General features: G+C 73.2%; 24 protein-coding genes and 1 pseudogene. 16 read left to right on the top strand and 9 right to left on the bottom strand.

Annotated features, from left to right (window positions below; genetic code table 11):
• Window positions 1–33: 33 nt before the first annotated feature.
• The 4 genes and pseudogenes from Ae717Ps2_RS16355 to Ae717Ps2_RS39125 all read left to right on the top strand — a co-directional run bounded on the left by Ae717Ps2_RS16355 (window position 34) and on the right by Ae717Ps2_RS39125 (window position 2,193).
• Window positions 34–300: a GlsB/YeaQ/YmgE family stress response membrane protein gene (locus Ae717Ps2_RS16355; protein WP_075307093.1), complete on the top strand. Its 267-nt coding sequence runs from the start codon at window positions 34–36 to the stop codon at window positions 298–300.
• Between the two features lie 182 nt (window positions 301–482).
• Window positions 483–1,034 carry a barstar family protein gene (locus Ae717Ps2_RS16350; protein ID WP_139318760.1) on the top strand — a complete coding sequence of 184 codons (552 nt, stop codon included), beginning with the start codon at window positions 483–485 and terminating at the stop codon, window positions 1,032–1,034.
• A gap of 211 nt (window positions 1,035–1,245) precedes the next feature.
• A pseudogene (locus Ae717Ps2_RS39135) lies at window positions 1,246–1,443 on the top strand (cold-shock protein); the annotation flags it as partial.
• Window positions 1,444–1,473: 30 nt separating this feature from the next.
• Entirely contained in the window at window positions 1,474–2,193 is a 720-nt protein-coding gene (locus tag Ae717Ps2_RS39125) for a cold-shock protein (protein ID WP_304442463.1), read from the top strand.
• A 117-nt stretch (window positions 2,194–2,310) separates the two neighbouring features.
• Here Ae717Ps2_RS39125 and glnA read toward each other — a convergent pair whose 3' ends face one another.
• Window positions 2,311–3,732, bottom strand: coding sequence for a type I glutamate--ammonia ligase (gene glnA, locus Ae717Ps2_RS16340; RefSeq protein WP_020626170.1), 1,422 nt, complete (start codon window positions 3,730–3,732; stop codon window positions 2,311–2,313).
• Between the two features lie 184 nt (window positions 3,733–3,916).
• Here glnA and Ae717Ps2_RS16335 point away from each other — a divergent pair, with 184 nt between their 5' ends.
• Window positions 3,917–4,387: an RDD family protein gene (locus Ae717Ps2_RS16335; protein ID WP_075307091.1), complete on the top strand. Its 471-nt coding sequence runs from the start codon at window positions 3,917–3,919 to the stop codon at window positions 4,385–4,387.
• Window positions 4,388–4,397: 10 nt separating this feature from the next.
• On the opposite strand, the gene Ae717Ps2_RS16330 is transcribed toward Ae717Ps2_RS16335, so the two are convergent.
• Window positions 4,398–5,075 carry a GntR family transcriptional regulator gene (locus tag Ae717Ps2_RS16330; protein WP_020626172.1) on the bottom strand — a complete coding sequence of 226 codons (678 nt, stop codon included), beginning with the start codon at window positions 5,073–5,075 and terminating at the stop codon, window positions 4,398–4,400.
• A 122-nt stretch (window positions 5,076–5,197) separates the two neighbouring features.
• Between Ae717Ps2_RS16330 and Ae717Ps2_RS16325 the strand changes: the two genes are divergently transcribed.
• From Ae717Ps2_RS16325 to Ae717Ps2_RS16280, 10 genes are all read left to right on the top strand, one after another.
• On the top strand, window positions 5,198–6,241 hold the full coding sequence (locus Ae717Ps2_RS16325) for a LuxR C-terminal-related transcriptional regulator (protein WP_075307089.1): 1,044 nt from the start codon (window positions 5,198–5,200) through the stop codon (window positions 6,239–6,241).
• Window positions 6,242–6,486: 245 nt separating this feature from the next.
• Window positions 6,487–6,888 carry a heme-binding protein gene (locus Ae717Ps2_RS16320; protein WP_075307088.1) on the top strand — a complete coding sequence of 134 codons (402 nt, stop codon included), beginning with the start codon at window positions 6,487–6,489 and terminating at the stop codon, window positions 6,886–6,888.
• Complete coding sequence (locus Ae717Ps2_RS16315) at window positions 6,885–7,745, top strand: MIP/aquaporin family protein (RefSeq protein ID WP_075333569.1); 861 nt, start codon at window positions 6,885–6,887, stop codon at window positions 7,743–7,745. Before Ae717Ps2_RS16320 ends, Ae717Ps2_RS16315 begins: the two co-directional genes overlap by 4 nt.
• Window positions 7,742–8,167, top strand: coding sequence for a diol dehydratase small subunit (locus Ae717Ps2_RS16310; RefSeq protein WP_020626176.1), 426 nt, complete (start codon window positions 7,742–7,744; stop codon window positions 8,165–8,167). Before Ae717Ps2_RS16315 ends, Ae717Ps2_RS16310 begins: the two co-directional genes overlap by 4 nt.
• A gap of 3 nt (window positions 8,168–8,170) precedes the next feature.
• Window positions 8,171–9,892, top strand: coding sequence for a propanediol/glycerol family dehydratase large subunit (locus tag Ae717Ps2_RS16305; protein WP_075307086.1), 1,722 nt, complete (start codon window positions 8,171–8,173; stop codon window positions 9,890–9,892).
• A complete protein-coding gene (locus Ae717Ps2_RS16300; protein WP_233147586.1) occupies window positions 9,889–10,479 on the top strand; it encodes a propanediol/glycerol family dehydratase medium subunit in 591 nt (196 codons plus the stop codon). Before Ae717Ps2_RS16305 ends, Ae717Ps2_RS16300 begins: the two co-directional genes overlap by 4 nt.
• A gap of 10 nt (window positions 10,480–10,489) precedes the next feature.
• Window positions 10,490–12,358, top strand: a complete 1,869-nt coding sequence (locus tag Ae717Ps2_RS16295) for a diol dehydratase reactivase subunit alpha (RefSeq protein ID WP_143510396.1) — start codon at window positions 10,490–10,492, stop codon at window positions 12,356–12,358.
• Window positions 12,355–12,798: a glycerol dehydratase reactivase beta/small subunit family protein gene (locus tag Ae717Ps2_RS16290; RefSeq protein ID WP_075307084.1), complete on the top strand. Its 444-nt coding sequence runs from the start codon at window positions 12,355–12,357 to the stop codon at window positions 12,796–12,798. Before Ae717Ps2_RS16295 ends, Ae717Ps2_RS16290 begins: the two co-directional genes overlap by 4 nt.
• Window positions 12,795–13,013, top strand: a complete 219-nt coding sequence (locus Ae717Ps2_RS16285; protein ID WP_075307082.1) for a hypothetical protein — start codon at window positions 12,795–12,797, stop codon at window positions 13,011–13,013. Before Ae717Ps2_RS16290 ends, Ae717Ps2_RS16285 begins: the two co-directional genes overlap by 4 nt.
• Entirely contained in the window at window positions 13,010–13,813 is an 804-nt protein-coding gene (locus Ae717Ps2_RS16280) for a (2Fe-2S)-binding protein (RefSeq protein WP_075307080.1), read from the top strand. The genes Ae717Ps2_RS16285 and Ae717Ps2_RS16280 overlap by 4 nt, the downstream gene beginning before the upstream one ends.
• Before the next feature lie 91 nt (window positions 13,814–13,904).
• Here Ae717Ps2_RS16280 and Ae717Ps2_RS16275 read toward each other — a convergent pair whose 3' ends face one another.
• The 3 genes from Ae717Ps2_RS16275 to Ae717Ps2_RS16265 are packed head-to-tail and all read right to left on the bottom strand — an operon-like array spanning window position 13,905 to window position 16,615.
• The gene (locus Ae717Ps2_RS16275; RefSeq protein ID WP_020623524.1) at window positions 13,905–14,642 is read right to left on the bottom strand and encodes a DUF4191 domain-containing protein; all 738 of its coding nucleotides are present in this window, start codon (window positions 14,640–14,642) and stop codon (window positions 13,905–13,907) included.
• Between the two features lie 45 nt (window positions 14,643–14,687).
• Window positions 14,688–15,692, bottom strand: a complete 1,005-nt coding sequence (gene lipA, locus Ae717Ps2_RS16270) for a lipoyl synthase (RefSeq protein WP_020623523.1) — start codon at window positions 15,690–15,692, stop codon at window positions 14,688–14,690.
• A complete protein-coding gene (locus Ae717Ps2_RS16265) occupies window positions 15,689–16,615 on the bottom strand; it encodes an SDR family NAD(P)-dependent oxidoreductase (RefSeq protein WP_075333568.1) in 927 nt (308 codons plus the stop codon). The genes lipA and Ae717Ps2_RS16265 overlap by 4 nt, the downstream gene beginning before the upstream one ends.
• Window positions 16,616–16,697: 82 nt before the next feature.
• Between Ae717Ps2_RS16265 and Ae717Ps2_RS16260 the strand changes: the two genes are divergently transcribed.
• Window positions 16,698–17,630: an LLM class F420-dependent oxidoreductase gene (locus tag Ae717Ps2_RS16260; protein WP_075307076.1), complete on the top strand. Its 933-nt coding sequence runs from the start codon at window positions 16,698–16,700 to the stop codon at window positions 17,628–17,630.
• Window positions 17,631–17,646: 16 nt separating this feature from the next.
• Here the strand turns inward: Ae717Ps2_RS16260 and lipB are convergent, their stop codons facing one another.
• The 4 genes from lipB to sucB form a co-directional block, all read right to left on the bottom strand.
• Window positions 17,647–18,369, bottom strand: coding sequence for a lipoyl(octanoyl) transferase LipB (lipB, locus tag Ae717Ps2_RS16255; protein WP_020623520.1), 723 nt, complete (start codon window positions 18,367–18,369; stop codon window positions 17,647–17,649).
• Window positions 18,370–18,379: 10 nt separating this feature from the next.
• Entirely contained in the window at window positions 18,380–19,645 is a 1,266-nt protein-coding gene (locus Ae717Ps2_RS16250; RefSeq protein WP_075307074.1) for an NAD(P)/FAD-dependent oxidoreductase, read from the bottom strand.
• The gene (locus Ae717Ps2_RS16245; protein ID WP_075333567.1) at window positions 19,642–20,532 is read right to left on the bottom strand and encodes a TIGR01777 family oxidoreductase; all 891 of its coding nucleotides are present in this window, start codon (window positions 20,530–20,532) and stop codon (window positions 19,642–19,644) included. Before Ae717Ps2_RS16245 ends, Ae717Ps2_RS16250 begins: the two co-directional genes overlap by 4 nt.
• A 138-nt stretch (window positions 20,533–20,670) precedes the next feature.
• The gene (sucB, locus tag Ae717Ps2_RS16240) at window positions 20,671–22,473 is read right to left on the bottom strand and encodes a 2-oxoglutarate dehydrogenase, E2 component, dihydrolipoamide succinyltransferase (RefSeq protein ID WP_075307071.1); all 1,803 of its coding nucleotides are present in this window, start codon (window positions 22,471–22,473) and stop codon (window positions 20,671–20,673) included.
• Between the last annotated feature and the right edge of the window lie 19 nt (window positions 22,474–22,492).

Raw genomic sequence — 22,492 nt, 5'->3', positions numbered from 1 at the left:
GTCACGAACGGACCGTAAGCGAGGGAGACAGACATGGGCATCATCGCGTGGATCGTGCTGGGGCTGATCGCGGGCGCCATCGCCAAGGCCATCATGCCGGGCAAGGACCCGGGCGGAATCATCGTCACCCTGATCCTGGGTGTCGTCGGAGCGCTGCTCGGCGGCTGGATCGGCAGCGCCGTGTTCGGCGTCGGTCTCGGCGGGTTCTTCAACATCTCCACCTGGCTGCTCGCCATCGTGGGTGCGCTGATCCTGCTGGCGATCTACCGCGTGATCGTGGGCCGCAAGGTCCGCGCCTGACACGCGCGTAACACCCTCGTCGGAGCCCGCCCGGAACTCTTCGGGCGGGCTCCGACGTATGTGCGGACCCGATCCTGCGAGCGAGGCGGGTAGCGGTCCGGTCGATCGAGGACGACGTGCCGTGCTGTCATCGCGAGAACGTCCTCCAGTTCTCTGTGCTTGCCGTGTCGGAGGGAGAAGCGTTGTCGACCACGTCGGAGTTCTGGCTCGATGTTCACTCCGAGATCTCGCGTGTCGCAAGAATGGAGCTGTCGACGAAGGATGCGGCGGACGGCGACTGGTTGCGCCGGTCGCAGTACAACCGGGTGATCGACTCTGCTGTCGCACGGGTGGCGCGACGGAAGGGGATTCACCGGGTCCTGGTCCAGGGGCAACGGTGTCGCACGTACAAGGATGCGCTCCGCAGCCTGGGGGACGCTCTCGAGCTGCCGGGCTACTACGGCCAGAACTACGACGCGCTCGACGAGTGCCTCAGGGAGCTGCTGGAAATCGACGATGGTCACCTGGGGGCCGTCTTCGGGGATCGAGTGGGGCGCCCGGCCTCCGGATTGTTGGTGGTGATCGACTACGCCGAGAACCTGCTGGCCGAGGAGCCCCCTCAGGAACTCGCCACGCTGATGTCGGTACTCGAACGGGCCGCGCATCCATTGCCGGATCCGCTGGGTCGACCTGAGCCGCGGACCGGTTCGTTCGACGTCCTGCTGTTCAGTCGAGGGTCGGAGAGGAACAGCTGAGGGGCGTTCGTCGACCGGTCCTCGGTGGTCCCGCTTCCTCTGTGCGGTCGCTCTCGCGTCGATGAGCGTGCTGCCCGACATCTCCCGTGGCATCTCGGTACCGGGTGTCGGCGGCCGACTCGTCCCGCCTCTTCGTGGGCCCGGCCCGTCGCACCGCGAGGGCCGTCGGGGAGACTGGGCCGGTATCCGCCTTTCCGATCTGGAGCTCTTCATGCCGCACGGGACCGTCCGCTGGTTCGACGCCGAACGGGGTTTCGGCTTCCTCGCCCCCGAGGACGGTTCGCCGGACGTGTTCGTGCACGCCTCGGAGATCGTCGGGGGCGGCGGCGCACCCGTGCTCCGCGAGGGTCAGGCCGTGGAGTTCGAGCTCGGCGAGAACGACCGCGGCCCGCAGGCGCTGCGCGTCCGGGTCACCGCCGACGCGGCCGCCGGCAGCGCGGTGGGCCTGCTCGGCACCGTCAGCTGGTACGAGCCGGCCAAGGGCTACGGCTTCGCGACGCCGGACGGCGGCGGCGCCGACATCTTCGTGCACAGCTCCGCCATCGTGACCGGCGGCGTGGTCGCCGAGGGCCAGCGGGTGGCCTTCCTGATCGTCGAGGGTGAGCGCGGCCCGCAGGCCGGGCACGTGATCCCGCTGGGGGAGGGGGCGGGCCTGCCCGCCGCGAACGGCGAGGCGGACGGCGACGACGGCGCCGACGGAACGGTGACCTGGTACGACGAGGGCAAGGGCTTCGGCTTCGTCACCCCCGACTCCGGCGACGAGGACGTCTTCGTCCACGCCAGGGCACTGGCCGAGGGACTGACCTGGCTCGCGGAGGGCGACCGCATCGCCTTCGAGGTGGCGCAGGCGGAGAAGGGCCCCCAGGCCCGTGACGTGCACCTGGTTCGCAGCGGCGAGCCCTCGACGCCGCGCCGGCCCGCTCCCGCCGCCGGACCGGCGTCGCGGGACGTTCCGGCACGGGGCGGCGAGGGCGTCGTCGTGCGCTATGACGAGGAGCGTGGCTTCGGGTTCATCTCCCCGGACGCCGGCGGGGACGACCTGTTCGTCCATGTGTCCGTGATCCGGGACGCCGAGGCGCTGCAGAAGGGCGACCGGGTCCGGTACGCGGTGCGCCAGAGCGACCGGGGCCCGCAGGCCGACCGCGTCGAACGTCTCTGACGTCTCGAACGCCTCCGACGAGGCGGCCCGCCCACCGGTCGCGCACCGGGCAGGACGCGCCGAGGCCCGGCTCCCTCGCGGGAGCCGGGCCTCGGTGTGACGTGGGTCAGGTGTGGATCACACGTCGTAGTACAGGGCGAACTCGTACGGGTGCGGGCGCAGCCGCAGCGGGTCGATCTCGTTCTCCCGCTTGTAGGAGATCCAGGTCTCGATCAGGTCCGGGGTGAACACGCCGCCCTCGAGCAGGTAGTCGTGGTCGGCCTCGAGCTTGTCGATGACCGCACCCAGCGAGGACGGGACCTGCGCGATGTCCTTGGCCTCCTCGGGCGGGAGCTCGTAGAGGTCCTTGTCGATCGGCGCCGGCGGCTCGATCTTGTTCTTGATGCCGTCGAGACCGGCCATCAGGATCGCCGAGAACGCCAGGTACGGGTTGCCCGACGAGTCGGGGCAGCGGAACTCGACGCGCTTGGCCTTCGGGCTGTCACCGGTCAGCGGGATCCGGATGCAGGCCGAGCGGTTGCGCGCGGAGTACACCAGGTTGACCGGCGCCTCGAAGCCCGGGACCAGGCGGTGGTAGGAGTTCACCGTCGGGTTGGTGAACGCCAGCAGCGACGGCGCGTGGTGCAGCAGGCCGCCGATGTAGTAGCGGGCGGTGTCGGACAGGCCGCCGTAGCCGGACTCGTCGTGGAACAGCGGCTGGCCGTCCTTCCACAGCGACGAGTGCACGTGCATGCCCGAGCCGTTGTCGCCGAAGAGCGGCTTCGGCATGAAGGTGGCGGTCTTGCCGTTCTGCCACGCCACGTTCTTCACCAGGTACTTGAAGAGCATGACGTCGTCGGCCGCACGCAGCAGCGTGTCGAACTTGTAGTTGATCTCGGCCTGGCCGGCGGTGCCGACCTCGTGGTGCTCGCGCTCCACCTCGAAGCCCGACGCCTGCATCGCGGTGACGATGTCGGCGCGCAGGTCGGCGTAGTGGTCGACCGGCGGGACGGGGAAGTAGCCGCCCTTGTAGTTGACCTTGTAGCCCAGGTTGCCCCCGACCTCCTCGCGGCCGGTGTTCCACCAGCCCTCCGCGGAGTCGATGTGGTGGTAGGCCTGGTGCGGGTCGGTGCCGAACCGGATCGAGTCGAAGACGTAGAACTCCGCCTCGGGCGCCATGTAGGCGGTGTCGGCGATGCCGGACGCGGCCAGGTACTCCTGCGCCTTGCGGGCCACGTTCCGCGGGTCCCGGGAGTACGGCTCACCGGTGATCGGGTCGTGGACGAAGAAGTTGATGTTCAGCGTCTTGTGCTTGCGGAACGGGTCGACGCGCGCGGTGGTGGTGTCCGGGAACAGCGCCATGTCGGACTCGTTGATCGCCTGGAAACCGCGGACGGAGGAGCCGTCGAAGGCGGCGCCGTTCTCCAGGAGGTCGCCGGCCGTCTTGGCGGGGACGGTGAGGTGCTGCATGACGCCGGGCAGGTCGCAGAACCTGATGTCGACGTACTCGACCTTCTCGTCCGAGATGTACTTGAGTACCTCTTCGGCGTTGCTGAACACTCTCTCGGGCTCCTTCATTCGCTGGTGGAGATCGTGGGTGACGGTAGGAGCGGCGTGTTGCTCACCCATCACTCATCTGTTTCACCGACGTTAACTGACCCGACCGCGAGATCGATCACGTTCGTCATCGGTGTCCGGTCCGGTCCCGCTCGGTGCTGCGGTTACGCCGCCTACGCTAGAGAGCATGGCCCGTTGGATCGAGTCCTGGCTCCCCGGTTCATCCGCAGGAGGTTCCGCCCCTGCCGGACACCCCGGCGAGCGCTTCGGGCTGCCCGCGACCGGCCACTACTCGGTCGCCGGGTTCGGGCGCCGGATCGCCGGCGTCGTCCTCGACTGGTTCCTGGCCTACCTGCTGGTGCTGCTGGTCGCCGGGGTCGACGCGCTCGGCTCCCCGGAGTTCGGCTGGTGGGTCCTCGGGACCTGGTTCGTGATCACCGCGCTGACCGTGTCGGTGCTCGGCACCGCGCCGGGGCACCTCGCGCTGGGCATGCGCGTCGCGCGCACCGACATGGCGACCCACGTCGGCGTGCCGCGGGCGCTGCTGCGCACCGCGATGATCGCGGTGGTGCTGCCGCCGTTCCTGCGCGACGCCGACGGCCGCGGCTGGCACGACCGCGCCAGCCGTACGGTCGTCGTGCGGGTGCTGCGGGGCTGACCCCGGCGGGTCAGACGCTCACCGGGGGAGTGCCCAGCACCGACGCCCGGGTGCCGGCCAGGTGCACCCGCAGCACGGCCACCGCCGCCTCGGTGTCGCGGGCGCGCAGCCCGGCGAGCAGCTGCCGGTGCTCGGAGACCAGACGCTCGGCGCGGCCGGGGAAGCGCCCGCCGAGGGCGCCCATGTTCATCCGCAGCTGCCGGTCGCGCAGCGAGCCGTAGACCTCCAGCAGGATGCTGCGGCACCCGGCCCGCACCAGCACGGTGTGGAACGCCCGGTCGGCCTCGACGAAGGCGAGCTCGTCGCGGGAGGCGACGGCGGCGAGCTGGTCCTCGATCGCGGCGTCCATCGCGGCGGCGATGTGGGCGAGGGTCTCGTCGTCGACCCCGACGACGGTGGCGATCGCGTGCGACTCGATCACGTCCCGGGCCTCGACCACGGCGTCCACCTCGCCGGGGGAGACCGGCACGACCAGCGCGCCGCGCTTCGGGAAGAGCTTCAGCAGCCCCTCGGCCTGCAGCTGCAGGAACGCCTCGCGGACCGGGGTCCGGCTCAGCTGCAGCGGCCGTGCGACCTGGCCCTCGCTGATGAGCTCGCCCGCGGGCAGGGTCCCGTCGAGGATGCCGGCCTTGGTGAACCGGTACGCCCGTTCGGCGGCGGTCCCGCCCGCCCGTGACCCGTCGTCCACGTCCGAATCATGCCTGACCGCGACCGCCCCGGATCCGAGAGGCTTGCCCGCCCCGGTCGACGTCCCTACCGTTCATCCCCAAGGACGCGGCATAGATGCAAGATGGATACCGGGAGGACCGGGTGATCCTCGCTCACGGTGCGGTGCAGGACCGGGGTGTGACGCCGCTCCTCGACGACCTCGTCCGGCGCACCACCCAGCGCCTCGGCGGAGGTGGCGGGGCCGTGACGCTGCTCGGTGACCGGGCGCCGGTGGTCCACCGTGAGCCCCTGCCCCCGGTCGACGACGTGTTGGCGCGGCTGGTCCGGGAACCGCGCACCCTCCTGATGGAGGGGGACGGCCCCGGCAGGTCGGACGTGCTCGGCACCCCCCTCTGGTGGGACGACGAACTGCTCGGGGCCTGTGCTTTCGGTGGGGGTGGATCCTTCTCCGCCAGCGACGTCGCCGCGGTCGAGGGATTCGCCGCACAGGCCGCCGTCGCGGTGATGGCGGCGCGGCTGCTCACCGAGGCCCCGGTCGCTACGACCGCGGACGCCGGGCACCGGCTGCTCCCCGAGCTGCGGGCCGAGCTGGACCGTGCCCTGCGCGCGCTCGGGGCCCGGGGCGGCGTCGTCACCCTGGGCACCGAGCGGGTGCCGGACCCGGTCGTCGCGACCGGGGTGCGCGAGGTCGCGCGGCTGCTGCTCGACAACGCGGTGCTCCACTCCGGCGCGGGCACGCTGCGGGTGGGGCTGGCGTTCGAGGCGGGCGAGGTCCGCCTGCTCGTCGACGACGACGGCCGCGGCTTCGACCCCGTCACCGCGCCCCGGTCCGGGCTGGACCGGGTCGAGTCCACCGTGCGCGCCGCGGGTGGCCGGCTGGAGATCGACAGCGTCCCGGGCTGGGGGACGCGGGTGCGGGCCTGCTGGCCCGATCCACCTACCCCGTATCCGGCCGGCCCGCTCGCGGCGCCCCCCACGGGTCTGCAGCCGGCCCGCGGCCAGCACCTGCTGACCCTACGCGAGCGGGAGGTCCGCGCGCTCGTCGAGCAGGGCCTGGCGGACAAGCAGATCGCCACCCGGCTGGCCATCTCGGTCAAGACGGTGGAGAAGCACGTCGGCGCGGTGCTGCGCAAGACCGGCGCCCGCAACCGGACGATGCTCGCCCGCTTCGGTGCGGCCACCTGAGCGTTCCCGGCTCCCCGAGCACGCCCGGCCCCCCGCCGCGGATCCCTTCCGACACTCCACAGGGTCACCCCGCACGAGCGAGGCGTCCGCGCCGGACGGCTGGGCCGTACGGCCCTCCCCGGAGGGTGTGGGGGTGGGGGTGAGGTAGGGAGAGTCCTCATACCTCGCGGGTGCTCGCGCTCCTAGCGTCGTCGACGTACCCGGTACGGACCGGGTTGCCCGACTCGACGAGGAGTGAGGCCCGGATGGCACGACTGACCCTCCAGGACGCCGAGAAGGCGCTGGCCGCCGGACTGGCGAAGGCGACCGAGATCGGCCAGCCGATGAACGTCGCGGTCGTCGACGACGGCGGTCATCTGCTGGCCTTCGCCCGCCAGGACGGTGCGATCCGCGCGAGCATCGACATCGCCCAGCGCAAGGCGCGCACCTCGATCCTGATGGACCTGCCGACCGCGGCGCTGACCCCGCTGGTGCAGCCCGGTGCCGAGCTCTACGGCCTGGAGCACACCGCCGGTGGCATGGTCATCTTCGGCGGCGGCATCCCGATCCACCGCGACGGTGAGCTCGTCGGCGCGGTCGGGGTCAGCGCCGGCTCGGTGGAGCAGGACGTGACGGTGGCCGAGGCCGCCGTCACGGCACTCGCGTGAGCCGCGGGGACACCGGCGAGCTCGCAGCCGAGTTCGCCGGGACCTTCGTCCTGATCCTCATCGGCTGCGGCACCGTCGCGCAGGTCGTGACCTCCGAGGGCGCCAACGGCGACTGGGGCACCCTGGTCTGGGGCTGGGGTGTCGCGGTCACCATGGGCGTCTACGTCGCCGGCCGGGTGAGCGGCGCCCACCTCAACCCGGCCGTCACCCTGGCACTGGCCGTGTTCAAGGGCTTCGCCTGGCGCAAGGTCGCGCCCTACTGGCTGGCCCAGACCGCGGGCGCGTTCCTCGCCGAGCTGGTCGTGCGCGCCGTCTACGCCGGCCCGATCGCGGCGGTCGACCCCGGCCACACCGTCGCCACCCAGACCATCTTCTCGACCCTGCCCGGTGAGCACGTCTCGATCCTCGCCGCGTTCGGTGACCAGATCGTCGGCACCGCCCTGCTGGTGTTCGTGATCTTCGCGCTGACCAACGCGCTCAACAACCCGCCCGGCGCCAACATGGCCCCGTTCATGATCGGCTTCCTGGTCGTCGGCATCGGCATCGCCTTCGGTGCCAACGCCGGCTACGCCATCAACCCGGCCCGTGACCTGGGCCCACGTCTGGCCTCGTTCGTCACCGGCTACGACACCGCGTTCGTCACGGGCACCGGCGTCCCGTACTGGTGGCTGCCGATCGTCGCTCCGCTGCTCGGCGGCCTGATCGGGGGCGGCGCGTTCGTCCTGCTGGTCGAGCGCTTCCTCGCCCCCGCCGAGCTGGAGGCCGCCGCCACCGGCGACGTGCCGGTCGGCCGCATCCCACACCCGGAGGTCCCGGCCGAGCCGGCCGTGGCGTCCCGCCTGGAGGAGACCCGATGAGCACCACCCTCGGCCCCGCCGACTACCCGCTGTCCGTGCAGCGGCCCGACCTGCTGCGCACCCCGACCGGCCGGCCGCTCTCGGAGGTCACCATGGCCGCCGTCGTGTCCGGGGAGATCCGCAACGAGGACCTCCGCATCTCGGCGGAGACGCTGACGCTGCAGGGCGAGATCTCCGACGCCGTCGGCCGCCGCCAGCTCGCCGAGAACATGCGGCGCGCCGCGGAGCTGACCACCGTCCCCGACGAGGAGGTCCTCGCGATCTACAACGCGCTGCGGCCCCGCGCGTCGTCGGCCGCCCGGCTCGCGGAGATCGCCGACCGGCTGGAGAACGACTACGCCGCCACCACCTGCGCCGCGCTCGTCCGCGAGGCCGCACAGGTCTACGCGGCCCGCGACCTGCTCGCCCGCGAAGGAGACTGACCGATGACCAGCACCCTGCCCGAGGCGGCCACCCCGGCGACCGGGGCCAGGACCTCCAAGCGCACCGACATGCTCGAGTCCCGCCCGGTCAACCTCGACGGGTTCGTCGAGGAGTGGCCCGAGAAGGGTCTCGTCGCGATGGAGAGCGACTTCGACCCCGCGCCGAGCGTGCGGGTCGAGAACGGCGTGATCGTCGAGATGGACGGTCGCGAGCGCGCCGCGTTCGACTTCATGGACACCTTCATCGCCGACCACGCGATCGACGTCGAGGTCGCCGAGCGCGCCACCGCGATCCCCTCGACCGACATCGCCCGGATGCTCGTCGACCCGGGCGTGACCCGGGCCGAGCTCCTCGACATCACCCGCGGCCTCACCCCGGCCAAGCTCCTCGACGTCGTCAAGCTGCTCAACGTCGTCGAGATCATGATGTCGATGCAGAAGATGCGGGCCCGCCGCAGCCCCGCCAACCAGGCGCACTCCACCAGCGCCCGGGACAACCCCATCCAGGTCGCGGCCGACGCCGCCGAGGCCGCGCTGCGCGGCTTCGCCGAGATGGAGACCACCCTCGGGGTCCTGCGCTACGCCCCACTCGTCGCCATCGGCCTGCAGGTCGGCGCCCAGTCCGGGCGCGGCGGCGTCATCACCCAGTGCGCGCTGGAGGAGGCCACCGAGCTCGACCTGGGCATGCGCGGCATCACCGGCTACGCCGAGACGATCTCGGTCTACGGCACCGAGTCCGTGTTCGTCGACGGCGACGACACCCCGTGGTCGAAGTCGTTCCTCGCCAGCGCCTACGCCTCCCGCGGCATCAAGATGCGCTTCACCTCGGGCACCGGGTCGGAGGTGCAGATGGGCAACGCCGAGGGCCGCTCCATGCTGTTCCTCGAGATCCGCTGCATCCTGATGGCCAAGGGCGCCGGCGTGCAGGGCCTGCAGAACGGCTCGATCAGCTGCATCGGCGTACCGGGAGCGGTCCCGGGCGGCATCCGCGCCGTCGCCGCGGAGAACCTGGTCTGCAACATGGTCGACCTGGAGTGCGCGGCCGGCAACGACCAGTCGTTCTCGCACTCGGCGATGCGCCGCACCAGCCGGCTCATGCCGCAGCTGCTCTCCGGCCAGGACCTGGTGTGCTCCGGCTTCTCCGGCGTCCCGAACTCGGACAACATGTTCGCCGGGTCGAACCTCGACGTCGAGGACTACGACGACTGGAACACCATCCAGCGCGACCTGCAGATCGACGGCGGCCTGCGCCACGTCCGGGAGCCGGAGATCCTCGCCGTGCGGGAGAAGGCCGCCCGCGCGATGCAGGCCGTGTTCGCCGAGCTGGACCTGCCGCGGATCACCGACGAGGAGGTCGAGGCGGCAACCTACGCCAACTCCAGCGCCGACTACCCGCTGCGCGAGGTCCTGGAGGACCTCAAGGGCGCCCAGTCGGTCATGGACCGCGGCATCACCGGACTCGACCTGGTCAAGATCCTGGAGCGCACCAGCTTCCACGACGTCGCGGAGAACCTGCTGCAGGTCCTGCGCCAGCGGGTGTCGGGCGACCTGCTCCAGACCTCGGCGATCCTCGACGGGAACTTCGTCCCGCAGGCCGCCATCAACGACGCCAACGACTACGCAGGCCCGGGCACCGGCTACCGCCTGACCGGTGAGCGGTGGAACGCCCTCAAGAAGCTGCGTCACGTCACCAGTGCCGAGAACCCCGAGGAGGAGGTCTCGTGAGCATCGCGACCGACAACCCCGCCCCGACCCCGCTGTCGTTGACCGAGGTCGGGCCCGCCGAGCGCGGCACCCGCCCCGACGAGGTCGTCATCGCGGTGTCCCCGGCGTTCGCCGGGTTCTTCACCCGCACGATCGTGAACGTCCCGCACGCCGAGGTGCTGCGCCAGCTCATGGCGGGCATCGAGGAGCAGGGCGTCATCTCTCGGCTGATCCGGGTGTGGGACACCGCCGACCTGGCGGCCATCGCCCACACCGGCGCGAAGCTGTCCGGCTCCGGGATCTGCGTGGGCCTGCTGTCGCGGGGCACCACGATGATCCACCAGAAGGACCTCGCACGGCTGTCGAACCTGGAGCTGTTCCCGCAGTCGCCGCTGCTCGACGCCGAGGTGTTCCGCGGCATCGGCTCCAACGCCGCCCAGTACGCCAAGGGGGAGTCGCCGCAGCCGGTTCCGACGCGCAACGACCAGATGGCCCGTCCCCGCTGGCAGGCCAAGGCGGCGCTGCTGCACCTCAAGGAGTTCGAGCAGATCCGCCACGGGGTGCGTCCGGTCGAGGTCACCCTCGGTACGTCGGTCGACGCGGGCTGAAGGAGACACGGTGCACGGGACGGACGGCTCGCGGCTGGTCGTGGGCGTGGACATCGGCAACTCGACGACCGAGGCCTGCGTGGCCTCGATCGACGCGCCCGGCCGGGTCGACCACCTCGGGACCGCCCTGACCCGCACCACCGGGGTCAAGGGGACCCCGGACAACACCGCCGGTGCGGTGACCGCGGTCCGCCGGGCGCTGGAGGGGGCCCGGCGGGCCGTGGCCGACCTCGACGAGGTGCTGCTCAACGAGGCGACCCCGGTGATCAGCGGTCTCGCCATGGAGACCATCACCGAGACGATCATCACCGAGTCCACGATGATCGGGCACAACCCGTCGACGCCCGGGGGTAGCGGCCTCGGGGTCGGGACCACGGTGTCGATCGACGACCTCACCGGCAACGGCCCCCTCCCGGACGGGCCGGTGATCGTCGTCGTCGGGCGGGGGTGGGACTTCGACCGGGTCGCGCAGGTTCTCACCGCGGCGCACGAGCGCGGGTGCGAGCTGGTCGCGGCGGTCCTGGCCCAGGACGACGCGGTGCTCGTCGCGAACCGGGTCCCGGTCGCGATCCCGATCGTCGACGAGGTCGGCGCGGTCGAGCGGGTGCCGCTGGACATGGTCGCGGCGGTGGAGGTCGCCCTGCCGGGCCGCACCATCCGGACCCTGTCGGACTCCTACGGCCTGGCCACGGTCTTCGGGCTCGACCCCGACCAGACCCGTCAGGTCTCCCCGGTCGCGCGGGCGCTGACCGGCAACCGGTCGGCGGTCGTCGTCCGGACCCCGGCCGGTGACGTCACCGACCGGCGCGTCCCGGTCGGCGAGCTGGTCCTGACCGGGGCCGGGAAGACCCTGCGGATCGACGTCGACGCCGGTGCCGAGGCGATCATGGACACCCTGGCCAGGGTGCAGCCCCTCGACGACGCGACCGGGCAGCCCGGCACGCACGTCGGCGGGATGCTCGCGCAGGTCCGGGACACGATGACCGACGTGACCGGGCAACCGGCCGCGGAGATCCGGATCCGCGACGTGCTGGCGATCGACACGTTCGTCCCGCGGGAGGTGCGGGGCGGTCTGGCCGGCGAGGTGTCGCTGGAGAACGCGGTCGCGCTCGCCGCGATGGTGCGCACCAGCCGCAGCCGGATGCAGGTCGTCGCCGACCGGGTCGCCGAGAGCCTCGGCTGCTCGGCCCGGATCGGCGGCATCGAGGGCGAGATGGCGGTCCGCGGGGCGCTCACCACCCCGGGCACCGACACCCCGATCGCGATCCTCGACATGGGCGGCGGTTCCACCGACGCGGCGCTGCTCCTGCGGGACGGCACGTGCACCGCGGTGCACGTGGCCGGCGCGGGCGAGCTGGTCACCAAGCTGATCGACTCGGAGCTGGCGCTCGAGGACCGGGAGACCGCCGAGCAGGTCAAGTGGTACCCGCTGGCGAAGGTGGAGAGCTTCTTCCACCTCCGCCACGAGGACGGCTCGGTCGAGTTCTTCACCGAGCCCCTGCCCTCGCACGTGTTCGCCCGGGTGGTCGTCATGACCCCGGACGGGCCGGTCCCGATCAGGACCCGGCACTCCATCGACCACGTCGTGCGGGTGCGCCGCGAGGCCAAGCGCCGGGTCTTCGTGGTGAACGCCCTGCGGGCGCTGCGCCAGGTCGCGCCGGGCGGTTCGCTGCGCATGCTCGACTTCGTCGTGCTGCTCGGCGGGTCCGCGCTGGACTTCGAGATCCCGCAGATGGTCGCCGACGCCCTCGCCGGACAGGGCGTGGTGTGCGGGACCGGCAACGTGCACGGCACCGAGGGGCCGCGCAACGCCGTCGCGTCCGGGCTGGTCGACGCGCACGCGAGCGCACTGGTCGGCAGCGGGGAGCCCGCGGCATGAGCCGGCCGGGCCCGGCGTCGGCCCCGGAGCCGCCGTCGGTCGTCGTCGGTCACCACCCGGACACCCCGGCCCCGGTGCTGCGCGAGGTCCTCGCCGGCGCCGAGGAGGAGGGCGTCCCGGTCACGACCTGGCCGGACCCCGCCGCGGCCGGCGGTCCCGACGGGCTCGTCGCACTGGCCCACCGGGCGGCGCAGCGGTCCCGGCTCGACGTCGGCGTGGGGATCGACGCCGACGGCTCGGTGGTCGTGCACCACACGAAGCTGCCCACCGACCGGCCCGCCTTCACCGAACCCGCACACGGCCCGGCCGCGCCGGCCGGGTCGGGCGGTCCGGGCGGGTCGGGCTCGGGGGACCGGCCGCACGGGCGCCACGCGGGCGCGGCGGCGGCCCGGATCGTGACCGGGCTGCCGCTGCCCGGACCGGCCGGTGTCCGGCCGTGACGCACCTGCCGCCGTCGGCGACGCTGACGGGACGGGTGACCGCCCGGGGCCTCCTCTGGCTGACGGTGCTCGCCGCGCTGGTCACGTCGTCGACGGCGGCGCAGGCGGTCGCGGTCGTCGCCGCGGCGGGGGCGGTGCTGTGGATCGGGCCGCTCGCCGGGACCCTCGCGAACGGCTCGCCCGGGACGATCCGGGATGCGAGGCTGCCACGGTGACCGGCCCGACCCACAGCACCGACCACACCGACCTCGCGGGCCCGGCCACCGCCCCGCAGGTGAGCGAGGTGCTGGCCGGGCTCGCGGCGGTCGGACCGTTCTTCGAGCTCCTCGACGTCACCGAGGAGCGGGCGGCAGGGCGGTCGGTCCGCCCGTTCGCCGCCGTCCTGGCCCCCGACGCGCTGCTCGACCGGGTCGAACGAACCCGGATCGCACTCGGGGCCGAGCCGCCGCTGGGCCGGCGGATCGCCGCGTCGATCGCGGTGCAGGGGCTCGCGGCGAAGCTGCTGTCCGGGCCGGTCGCGGCGCTCGCCCTGTACGGCGTGCTGGTCGACCTGCGGCCGCAGACGCTGTGGTGGTCCGCCACGCCGCTGGGCGACGTCGTCGCGCTGGACCCGCCGCGGATGGTCCGCCGCCGGGTCCCCGGGGCCGACGCGCTGGCCCCGCTCGTCGACGAGGTGCTCACCCCGCTGGTGGAGATCGCGGGCGAGCGTTTCGGGGTGTCCGCGACGGTGCTGTGGGGCAACGTCGCGTCGTCGGTCGCGGGAGCGAAGCGGGTGCTCGACATCCAGCGCCCCGACGCCGCGGACGCCGTCGCGGCCGTCGCCACCGACCTGCTGGAGCACCCGCGGCTCACCGGTACCGGGGAGCGGCGCGCTCCGGTGGCCCCGGACCACGCCTGGACGTTCCGGCGCCGGTCCTGCTGTCTGTACTACCGGGTGCCCGGCGGCAGCACGTGCGCCGACTGCGTCCTCGCGGACCTGCGCGGCGAGCCGGCGTCCGGCGAGACGGCCGACTGAGCCGACGGCCGTCGCCGCTGCGGGCCGCGCGGCCGGGCGCGGAGCGGCCCGGCCGGCGGTGGGACCGGCGGCCGGGTCAGCAGCGGGAGGGTCAGCGGCGGCGGACGGTGCGCTGGATGCTGCGCATCTTCGCGCCCTGGGGCATCGGCCCCTTGGGCATCGCCGCGGCGCGGCTGCCGAGGGCGTTGAGCTTGCCCTCCAGGGAGTCCATCTCGGCGGCGGAGATGTTGCGGGGCAGCTTCATGAGGTGGCGCTGCAGCCCCTTGAGCGGGACCTGACCCTCCTCGTTGCCCACGATCACGTCGTAGATCGGGGTGGTGCCGGCGACCCGCGCGGTGCGCTTCTTCTCCTGCGCGAGCAGGGTCTTCACCCGGTGCGGGGCCCCTTCGGCGACGAAGATGATCCCGGGCCGCCCGATGACCCGGTGCACCGCGTCGAGGTGGGTGGTGCCCGCGACGCCCTGGGTGATCCGCCACTGCCCGCGCATGTTGTCCAGCGCCCAGCCCGCGGCACCCGGTTGCCCGTCGGCCTTCACGTAGATCGAGCGCTGTACGCGGCGGCCGAAGATGCTGAACGCCGCCAGCGCGCCGATCAGGATGCCGAAGGGCACGAAGAACCAGACCAGGCCCAGCAGCCAGCCGATGAGCGTGACGACCACGATCGACCCGACGAACACGCCGATCATGATCGGGAGGAGCTTGGAGTCCTCCTTGCGCTGCATCTGGAACGCCTGCCAGATCTGCTGGCGGCGTTGCTTCGACGCGGCCTTCTTCTGGGCCTTGAGCGCCTTCTTCTCGTCGGGCGAGGGCTTACGGGGCTTGCCGGGCATGTGACCAGCCTACGTCCGACCGGTGATCGACGGTGCGAGCAGGTGTCAGCTGCGTGCCAGCAGGGAGCTGGCCTCCTGCGCGGCCGGGCCGGAGTCGGCCAGGTGCGCCAGAGCGGGGGAGAGCTCCTCGCCGCGGTGGGCCACGGTCTGCGCGTAGAGCCTGCCGGCCCGGTAGGACGAGCGGACCAGCGGACCGGCCATGACACCGGCGAAGCCGATCTCCTCGGCGGCCTTCGAGTGCTCCACGAACTCCTCGGGCTTGACCCAGCGCTCCACCGGGTGGTGGCGCTTGGTCGGGCGCAGGTACTGGGTGATCGTGATGATCTCGCAGCCCGCGTCGTGCAGGTCCTGCAGCGCCGAGGTGACCTCCTCGGGGGTCTCGCCCATGCCCAGGATCAGGTTCGACTTGGTGACCAGACCGAACGCGCGCGCCTTGCCGATGACCTCCAGCGACCGGTCGTACCGGAACGCCGGACGGATCCGCTTGAAGATCCGCGGGACGGTCTCGAGGTTGTGCGCGAACACCTCGGGGCGGGACTCGAAGACCGGGACGAGCTGGTCGTCGATCGAGTTGAAGTCGGGGGCCAGCAGCTCGACGCCGGTACCCGGGTTCAGCTCGTGGATCTTGCGGACGGTCTCGGCGTAGAGCCAGGAGCCGCCGTCGTCCAGGTCGTCGCGGGCGACACCGGTGACGGTGGAGTAGCGCAGCCCCATCTGCTGCACCGACTCCGCCACCCGGCGTGGCTCGTCGGTGTCCAGGTCGGCCGGCTTGCCGGTGTCGATCTGGCAGAAGTCGCAGCGACGGGTGCACTGCTCCCCGCCGATGAGGAACGTCGCCTCCCGGTCCTCCCAGCACTCGTAGATGTTGGGGCAACCGGCCTCCTCGCACACCGTGTGCAGGCCGCCCGAGCGGACGAGACCCTTCAGCTCGGTGTACTGCGGACCGGTCTTGGCGCGGGTGCGGATCCAGGACGGCTTGCGCTCGATCGGGGTCTCGCTGTTGCGGACCTCGAGGCGGAGGAGCTTGCGGCCTTCGGGTGCGATGGTCACGCGCCCAGCCTACGCCCGGGGTCGGGTGTGACGCCGGTCGCGGCGGCCGTGACCTGCCACAACCGGGCGGCGAGCACCGGGTCCTGCGCGGCAGCGGACCGGCGGGCCGGACCGGCCGGTCCGTGCGCCTCCAGGGGACCGGACGGGCCCAGGTAGTCCCCACCGTGCACCGGCCCGGTCGCGGCGGCCCACTGCGCGGCGATGCCGTCCTCCACCGGCTGCACGACCAGCCGTTCGGCGGCGAGCAGCACCCGGGCCCGCAGGCCGCCGCCGCCCGCACGCCGGTAGGAGTTCGCCAGCAGCTGCGACGCCGTCATCCCCGGGTGGGCCGCCACCGACAGCACCGGCTGCCCGGACAGCCGCAGCCGCCGGTCCAGCTCGGCGGCGAACAGCAGGTTCGCCAGCTTCGAGGCGCCGTAGGCGAACACCGGGGAGTACCGGCGCCGCCGCCAGTGCAGGTCGTCGAGGTCGAGACGGGCGCTGCGGTGCCCGATGCTGGAGGTCGACACCACCCGCGACGGGCGCTCCGGGTCCCCGGCGCCGCACAGCGCGGGCATCAGCAGCCAGGTCAGCGCGGCCGGGCCCAGATGGTTGGTGCCGATCTGGAGCTCGAACCCGTCCGCGGTCTCGCTGCGGGGCCCCACCGCGACGCCCGCGTTGTTCACGAGCACGTCCAGCCGGTCCCCGGTGCGCTCGCGGATCCGGGCCGCCGCGGCCCGCACCGAGGCGAGGTCGGCCAGGTCGAGCAGCACGAGCTCGCCGCCCACCTCGCGGGCCGCGGCCCGGCCCCGCGTGTCGTCGCGGGCGGTCATCAGCACCCGCGCCCCGGCGCGGACGAAGCGCGCCGCCAGCGCGCGGCCGAGGCCGGAGGTCGTGCCGGTGACGACGACGGTACGGCCGCTCAGGTCGGGGAAGGACTGCACGGCGGCACCGTAGCGGCAGACCCCGACAGCGATACGACGGCGGCCGGGCGGGCGCCGGGCGGGGCAGCTAGCGTCGGCGTCCGTGGACTTCCGGATCTTCACCGAGCCCCAGCAGGGCGCCCGCTACACCGACCTCCTGCGGGTCGCGCGCACCACGCAGGACGCCGGGTACGACGCGTTCTTCCGCTCCGACCACTTCCTTGCGATGGGCGACGGCAGCGGCCTGCCCGGCCCGACCGACGCCTGGGTGACCCTCGCCGCGCTCGGCCGCGAGACCGAGCGCATCCGGCTCGGCACCCTGGTGACCAGCGCGACGTTCCGGCTGCCCGGCCCGCTCGCCGTCGCCGTCGCCCAGGCCGACGAGATGTCCGGCGGCCGCATCGAGGTCGGGCTCGGCTCGGGCTGGTTCGAGGCCGAGCACCGGGCACTGGGCATCCCGTTCCCGCCGCTGGCCGAGCGCTTCGAGATCCTCACCGAGCAGCTGGAGATCCTCACCGGGCTGTGGGCGACCCCGCTCGGCGAGCGCTTCACCCACCAGGGGCGGCACTACACGCTCACCGACTCCCCGGCGCTGCCGCGCCCGGTGCAGGACGCGCCGCCGGTGATCGTCGGCGGGATGGGGAAGAAGAAGACCCCGGCGCTGGCCGCCCGGTTCGCCACCGAGTTCAACGTGCCGTTCCAGCAGCCCGAGGCCGTCGCCGACCAGTTCGGGCGGGTCCGCGAGGCCTGCACCGCGGCCGGGCGCGACCCTGGCACGCTGACCTGGTCGACCGCGCAGATGCTGTGCCTGGGCAAGGACGACGCCGAGGTCGAACGCCGTGCCGCCTCGGTCGGCCGCGACGCCGCCGAGGTCCGGGAGAACTGCCTGGCCGGCACCCCCGGCCAGGTCGTCGACCAGCTCGGCCGGTGGTCGGAGGTCACCGGGACGACCCGGTTCTACCTGCAGATCCTCGACCTGTCCGACCTCGCCCACATCGAGGACTTCGCCGCGACGGTGATGCCGCAGCTGACCTGAGGCACCGGGGCCGGGGTCAGCCCAGGCCGGACATCAGGTCGACCTGGCGGACGACCGGGTGCTCGGTCACCGGCAGCCGCCCGTCGAGCGCGTCCAGCACGGCGGCGGCCGCCGGGCCGGCGACCTCGTCGACGGTCACCGCACGGTCCAGCTCCGCGCTCAGCGTGGTCACACCGGCGTCGGCGATCCCGCACGGCACGATCCTGCCGAAGTCGCCCAGGTCGGCGTCGCAGTTGATCGCGAAGCCGTGCTGGGTGACCCCGCCGGCGATCCGGACGCCGATCGCGGCGACCTTGCGCTCGGGGGTGAAGCCCTGCGCGGGCAGCCACACGCCGGAACGCCCCTCGACGCGGCCTGCGTCGGTGACGCCGAGGTCGTGGCAGACCCGGATGAGGGCCTCCTCCAGGCGGCGGACGTAGTCCACGACGTCCATCGGCTCGCCGAGGGCGACGATCGGGTAGCCGACGAGCTGCCCCGGCCCGTGCCAGGTGATGCGCCCGCCCCGGTCGACGTCGACGACCGGGGTGCCGTCGGTGGGCCGGTCCTCCGGCCGGGTGCGCCGGCCCGCGGTGTAGACGGGCGGGTGCTCCAGCAGCATCAGCACGTCCGGCCCGCCGTTCTTGCGGGCCTGCGCGTGCGCCTTCTGGGTGTCCCACGCCGCCTGGTACTCCACCCGCCCGAGCCGGTCGACCCGGACGTCGTCGGTGCGGGCGCGGCAGGACAGGTGCGGAGCGGCCATGGCGGCGAGCCTACGCCGCACCCAGCCGGGCGAGGACGGCCTGCGCGGCCCGGCGACCGCTCACCAGCGCACCCTGGGTGGACGGGGTGTCGCGGTGGTCGCCCGCGACGAACAGGTTCTCCCCGAGGTCGACGTCGCGGCGGACCGGGCGCCCCGCCTCGAACAGCGGCAGCGCCTCGTCGACCTGGGCGGTGTGCAGGTGCAGCCAGTCGTCGGTGCCGACCCCCCAGATCCGGGCCAGCTCGCGACGCACCGCGGGCTCGTCGAGCCCGGTGGACCCCGGGGTCCCGACGATCGACGACGCCACCAGTGGGCGCCCGTCGGCGGAGTAGCCCGGCGCGGCCGCGGTCAGCACCATCGTGTTGACGACCGGCCCGCCGGTGCCGTCCAGGTGCAGCAGCGCAGCGGCCGTCGGGGCCTGCGGCGGGACGTGGAAGAACGTGGTCAGCGCGTTCATCCGCGGCTCGGCGACCCCGGGCAGGAGCGCGGCGGCCGTCCGCGGGTCCGCCGCGACGACGACCGCGCGCGCCGACAGGGTGCCGCCGTCGGTGTCCAGCTCGGGCGCGGGTCCGCCGCGGACGGCGTGCACCCGGGTCCCGAGCGTCACCGTGCCCTCGGGCAGGGCCGCGGCGAGGCGCCGGGGGAGTGCCTCCATGCCGTCGTCGGGGACGACGATCGTGCCCAGGGCGAAGCTGCGCCACACCAGCCGCACGAACGCGGTCGAGGTCTCCAGCGCCGTCTCGGCGAGCACCCCGGACAGGAAGGGGCGCAGGAACCGGTCGGTGACCGCGCCGCCGAGGCCCGCGGCGTCGAGGTCCTGGGCGGCGGAGGAGCCGACGAGCGTCGCGGTCCGCGACGGCGGCGAGGCCAGCACCTTCGCCGTCCACGCGACGAGCTTGGCCTTGTCGATCGGGCCGAACAGGTCGTCCAGCGCGGTGGCCGGGGCGGACGCGGGCCGGCGCAGCGGGTTGACGAAGCGGTGCAGCTCGCCGTCGCCGGCCCGGACGGCGGCCCCGGGCTCGAACGCCCGCGCGCCCAGGGTGTCGAGCCCGTGCGGGGCGAGAGCGGCGTGCAGCGCGGGGTAGGAGCTGTTCAGCACCTGGAACCCGCGGTCGCAGCGGAACCCGTCGACGACGTCGGTCGCCATCCGGCCGCCGAGCCGGTCGGCGGCCTCCAGCACGCGCACGGTCAGCCCGCGCCGGTGCAGGACGGTGGCCGCGCGCAGGCCGGCGAGGCCCGCCCCGACCACCAGGACGTCGACCCCGGACGGGGTCATGACCCGACCGCGGCCGAGAGCGCGTCGCCGATGGTGTGGTGGCGGAACTGGAACCCGGCGTCGAGCAGCGCCGCCGGCACCGCCCGCTGACCGCCGAGCAGCATCTCGCGGCCCATCTCGCCGAGCACGGTGGAGATGACCGGGCCGGGGACCGGGAACGGCGCGGGACGCCCGACGGCGGCGGCCATCTCCTTGGTGAACTCGGCGTTGGTGACCGGTACCGGGCCGGTCACGTTCGCCGGGCCGGACAGCGACTCGGTCTCGACGGCGAACCGGATCGCGGCGACCTGGTCGTCGAGCGAGACCCAGGGCATGTACTGGGTGCCCTTGCCGATCCGCCCGCCGAGGAAGCCCTTGAACAGCGGGCGCAGCATCGCGAGCAGCCCACCGGACGGGGACAGGACCAGACCGGTGCGGACGAGCACCACCCGGGCGCCGGCGTCCACGGCGGGGGCGGTGGCGGCCTCCCAGTCGCGGCAGACGTCGGCGAGGAACCCCGAGCCCGACGGCGCGGACTCGTCGACGACGACCTGGCCGGTGTCGCCGTAGTAGCCGACGGCCGAGCCGCTGACCAGCACCGGGACCCGATGCCGGGCCACGGCCTCGGCGAGGACCTCGGTGGGGACGTTGCGCGAGTCGCGGATCAGCTGCTTGCGGGCGCCGGTCCACGGCCGGTCGGCGATGCCGGCGCCGTTGAGGTTCACGACCGCGTCGACACCGTCGAGGGTGCCGTCCTGCAGGGTGCCGGCCGGTGGGTCCCAGCCGCGCTCGTCGGGGGCGGCGGGGGTGCGCCGCACCAGGCGCAGCACCTCGTGCCCCGCGCCCCTCAGGTGGGCGACCAGGGCTGTTCCGATGAGTCCGGACGAACCGGCCACGACGACTCGCACGGCGGAGATCCTTCCCGGTCCCGGGCGGACGCGCGAGCCGGACATACCGCGACCGTCGTCACCGGTCACCCGGACCGGTGACGACGGCGGCCCGCCCCGGGGGAACCGGGACGGGCCGCCGTGTGTCGTGCGGGGTGCCTACAGGCCGAGCTCGGCCTCGAAGGCGCCCTCCTCCAGACGGGCCTTGACCGCGGACAGGAAGCGGCCGGCGTCGGCGCCGTCGACCAGGCGGTGATCGTAGGTCATCGGCAGGAAGCACACCGAGCGGACGGCGATGACGTCGTCGCCCTCGGGGCCGGTGACGACCTTCGGCTCCTTCGAGATCGCGCCGGTGCCCAGGATGGCGACCTGGGGCTGGTTGATGATCGGCGTGTCGAACAGCGCGCCGGCGGACCCGATGTTCGTGATCGTGAAGGTGCCGCCGGACAGCTCGTCCGGGCCGATCTTCGAGGCCCGGGTGCGGGCCGCGACGTCGGCGATCTTCTTGGCGATCCCGGCCAGCGACAGGTCGTCGGCGTCCTTGATCACCGGGACGAGCAGGCCGCGCGGGGTGTCCACGGCGATGCCCATGTGGACCGAGCCGTGGTAGGTGACCTGCTTGTTGTCCTCGGAGATGGAGGCGTTCAGCGACGGGTACGCCTTGAGTGCCTCGATGGTCGCCTTGGCGATGAAGGCCAGGAAGGTGAGGTTGGCGCCCTCGCGGCGCTTGAAGTCCTCCTTGACCCGGTTCCGCAGCTTGACGATGCGGGTGAGGTCGACCTCCTGGACGGTGGTCAGCTGCGCCGAGGTGGCGAGCGACTCGTTCATCCGCTGCGCGATGACCTGGCGCAGGCGCGGGAGCTTGACCGTGGTGCCCGGCTCCGGCGCGTCGTCCGCGCGGGTCGGGACGGCCTGCGGCGTCTTCGGCGCGCCACCGGAGGCGGGCTGCCCAGCCGGGGCGGACGCGGCGGCCGGCGTCTCCTTCGCGGGGGCCTTCGCCTGCTCGGCGGCAGCGAGGACGTCCTGCTTGCGGATGCGGCCGCCGACGCCGGAGCCGGTGACCGAGTCGAGGTCGACGCCGTGCTCCTGGGCCAGCTTGCGCACCAGCGGGGTCACGTAGGGCTTCTCGCCCGAAGAGCCGTTCGAGGAGGGTTCGATGCTCCCGGTGGGGGAGTCCTCGGAGCCGGCCGGGGCCTTCTCCTGCTTCTCCTCGGCCTTGGGGTGCTCGGCCTTGGGCTCGGGCTTCGGCTCGGGCTTCGGAGCCTCCTTCTTCGGCTCCTCCTTCTTCTCGGGCGCCTTCTCCTGCTTCGGCGCCTCGTCCTGCGCCGGGGCGGCGGAGCCGTCGCCGACCAGCGCGAGCTGCGCGCCGACCTCGACGGTCTCGTCCTCGGCGACGGTGTGCTCGAGCACGGTGCCCGCGACCGGCGAGGGGATCTCGGTGTCGACCTTGTCGGTGGAGACCTCGAGCAGCGGCTCGTCGACCTCGACGGTGTCGCCGACCTGCTTGAGCCAGCGGGTCACGGTGCCCTCGGTGACCGACTCACCGAGCTCGGGCATCGTCACCGGGGTGCCGGAGCCCCCACCGGACGACGAGCCACCGGAGGACGGCTTCGGGGCCTCCTCCTCGGCCTGCTCGGGCTCGGGCTCGGTCTCCGCGGGCTCCTCGGCCTTCTCGGAGGAGGCCTTCTCGGAGGACGAGTCGGAACCGGCGCCGTCGGCCTCGTCGGCGTCGCCGATCACGGCGAGCTCACCGCCGACCTCGACGGTGTCGTCCTCGCCCGCGATGATGCGCTTCAGCACGCCCGCGGCGGGCGACGGAATCTCCGTGTCGACCTTGTCGGTCGAGACCTCGAGCAACGGCTCGTCGACCTCGACGGTGTCGCCCTCGGCCTTGAGCCAGCGGGTGACGGTGCCCTCGGTGACACTCTCGCCCAGGGCGGGCATCTCAACGGTGACGGCCATGTCGGGTGGAGCTCCTCTT

Origin of the sequence: Pseudonocardia sp. Ae717_Ps2 (genome assembly GCF_001932475.1) — a bacterium.
Lineage (GTDB): Bacteria > Actinomycetota > Actinomycetes > Mycobacteriales > Pseudonocardiaceae > Pseudonocardia.
Note: the sequence above shows the minus strand (reverse complement) of the source record. Positions and strands in the feature narration are given on the sequence as shown.

Excerpts from the sequence above, each read along its gene's own strand:
- Ae717Ps2_RS16355 (WP_075307093.1), top strand. The coding sequence starts at position 34 with ATGGGCATCATCGCGTGGATCGTGCTGGGGCTGATCGCGGGCGCCATC.
- Ae717Ps2_RS16335 (WP_075307091.1), top strand. The coding sequence starts at position 3,917 with ATGGCCCGTTGGATCGAGTCCTGGCTCCCCGGTTCATCCGCAGGAGGT.
- Ae717Ps2_RS16320 (WP_075307088.1), top strand. The coding sequence starts at position 6,487 with ATGGCACGACTGACCCTCCAGGACGCCGAGAAGGCGCTGGCCGCCGGA.
- Ae717Ps2_RS16310 (WP_020626176.1), top strand. The coding sequence starts at position 7,742 with ATGAGCACCACCCTCGGCCCCGCCGACTACCCGCTGTCCGTGCAGCGG.
- Ae717Ps2_RS16305 (WP_075307086.1), top strand. The coding sequence starts at position 8,171 with ATGACCAGCACCCTGCCCGAGGCGGCCACCCCGGCGACCGGGGCCAGG.
- Ae717Ps2_RS16290 (WP_075307084.1), top strand. The coding sequence starts at position 12,355 with ATGAGCCGGCCGGGCCCGGCGTCGGCCCCGGAGCCGCCGTCGGTCGTC.
- Ae717Ps2_RS16275 (WP_020623524.1), bottom strand. The coding sequence starts at position 14,642 with ATGCCCGGCAAGCCCCGTAAGCCCTCGCCCGACGAGAAGAAGGCGCTC.
- lipB (WP_020623520.1), bottom strand. The coding sequence starts at position 18,369 with ATGGCCGCTCCGCACCTGTCCTGCCGCGCCCGCACCGACGACGTCCGG.
- Ae717Ps2_RS16250 (WP_075307074.1), bottom strand. The coding sequence starts at position 19,645 with ATGACCCCGTCCGGGGTCGACGTCCTGGTGGTCGGGGCGGGCCTCGCC.
- sucB (WP_075307071.1), bottom strand. The coding sequence starts at position 22,473 with ATGGCCGTCACCGTTGAGATGCCCGCCCTGGGCGAGAGTGTCACCGAG.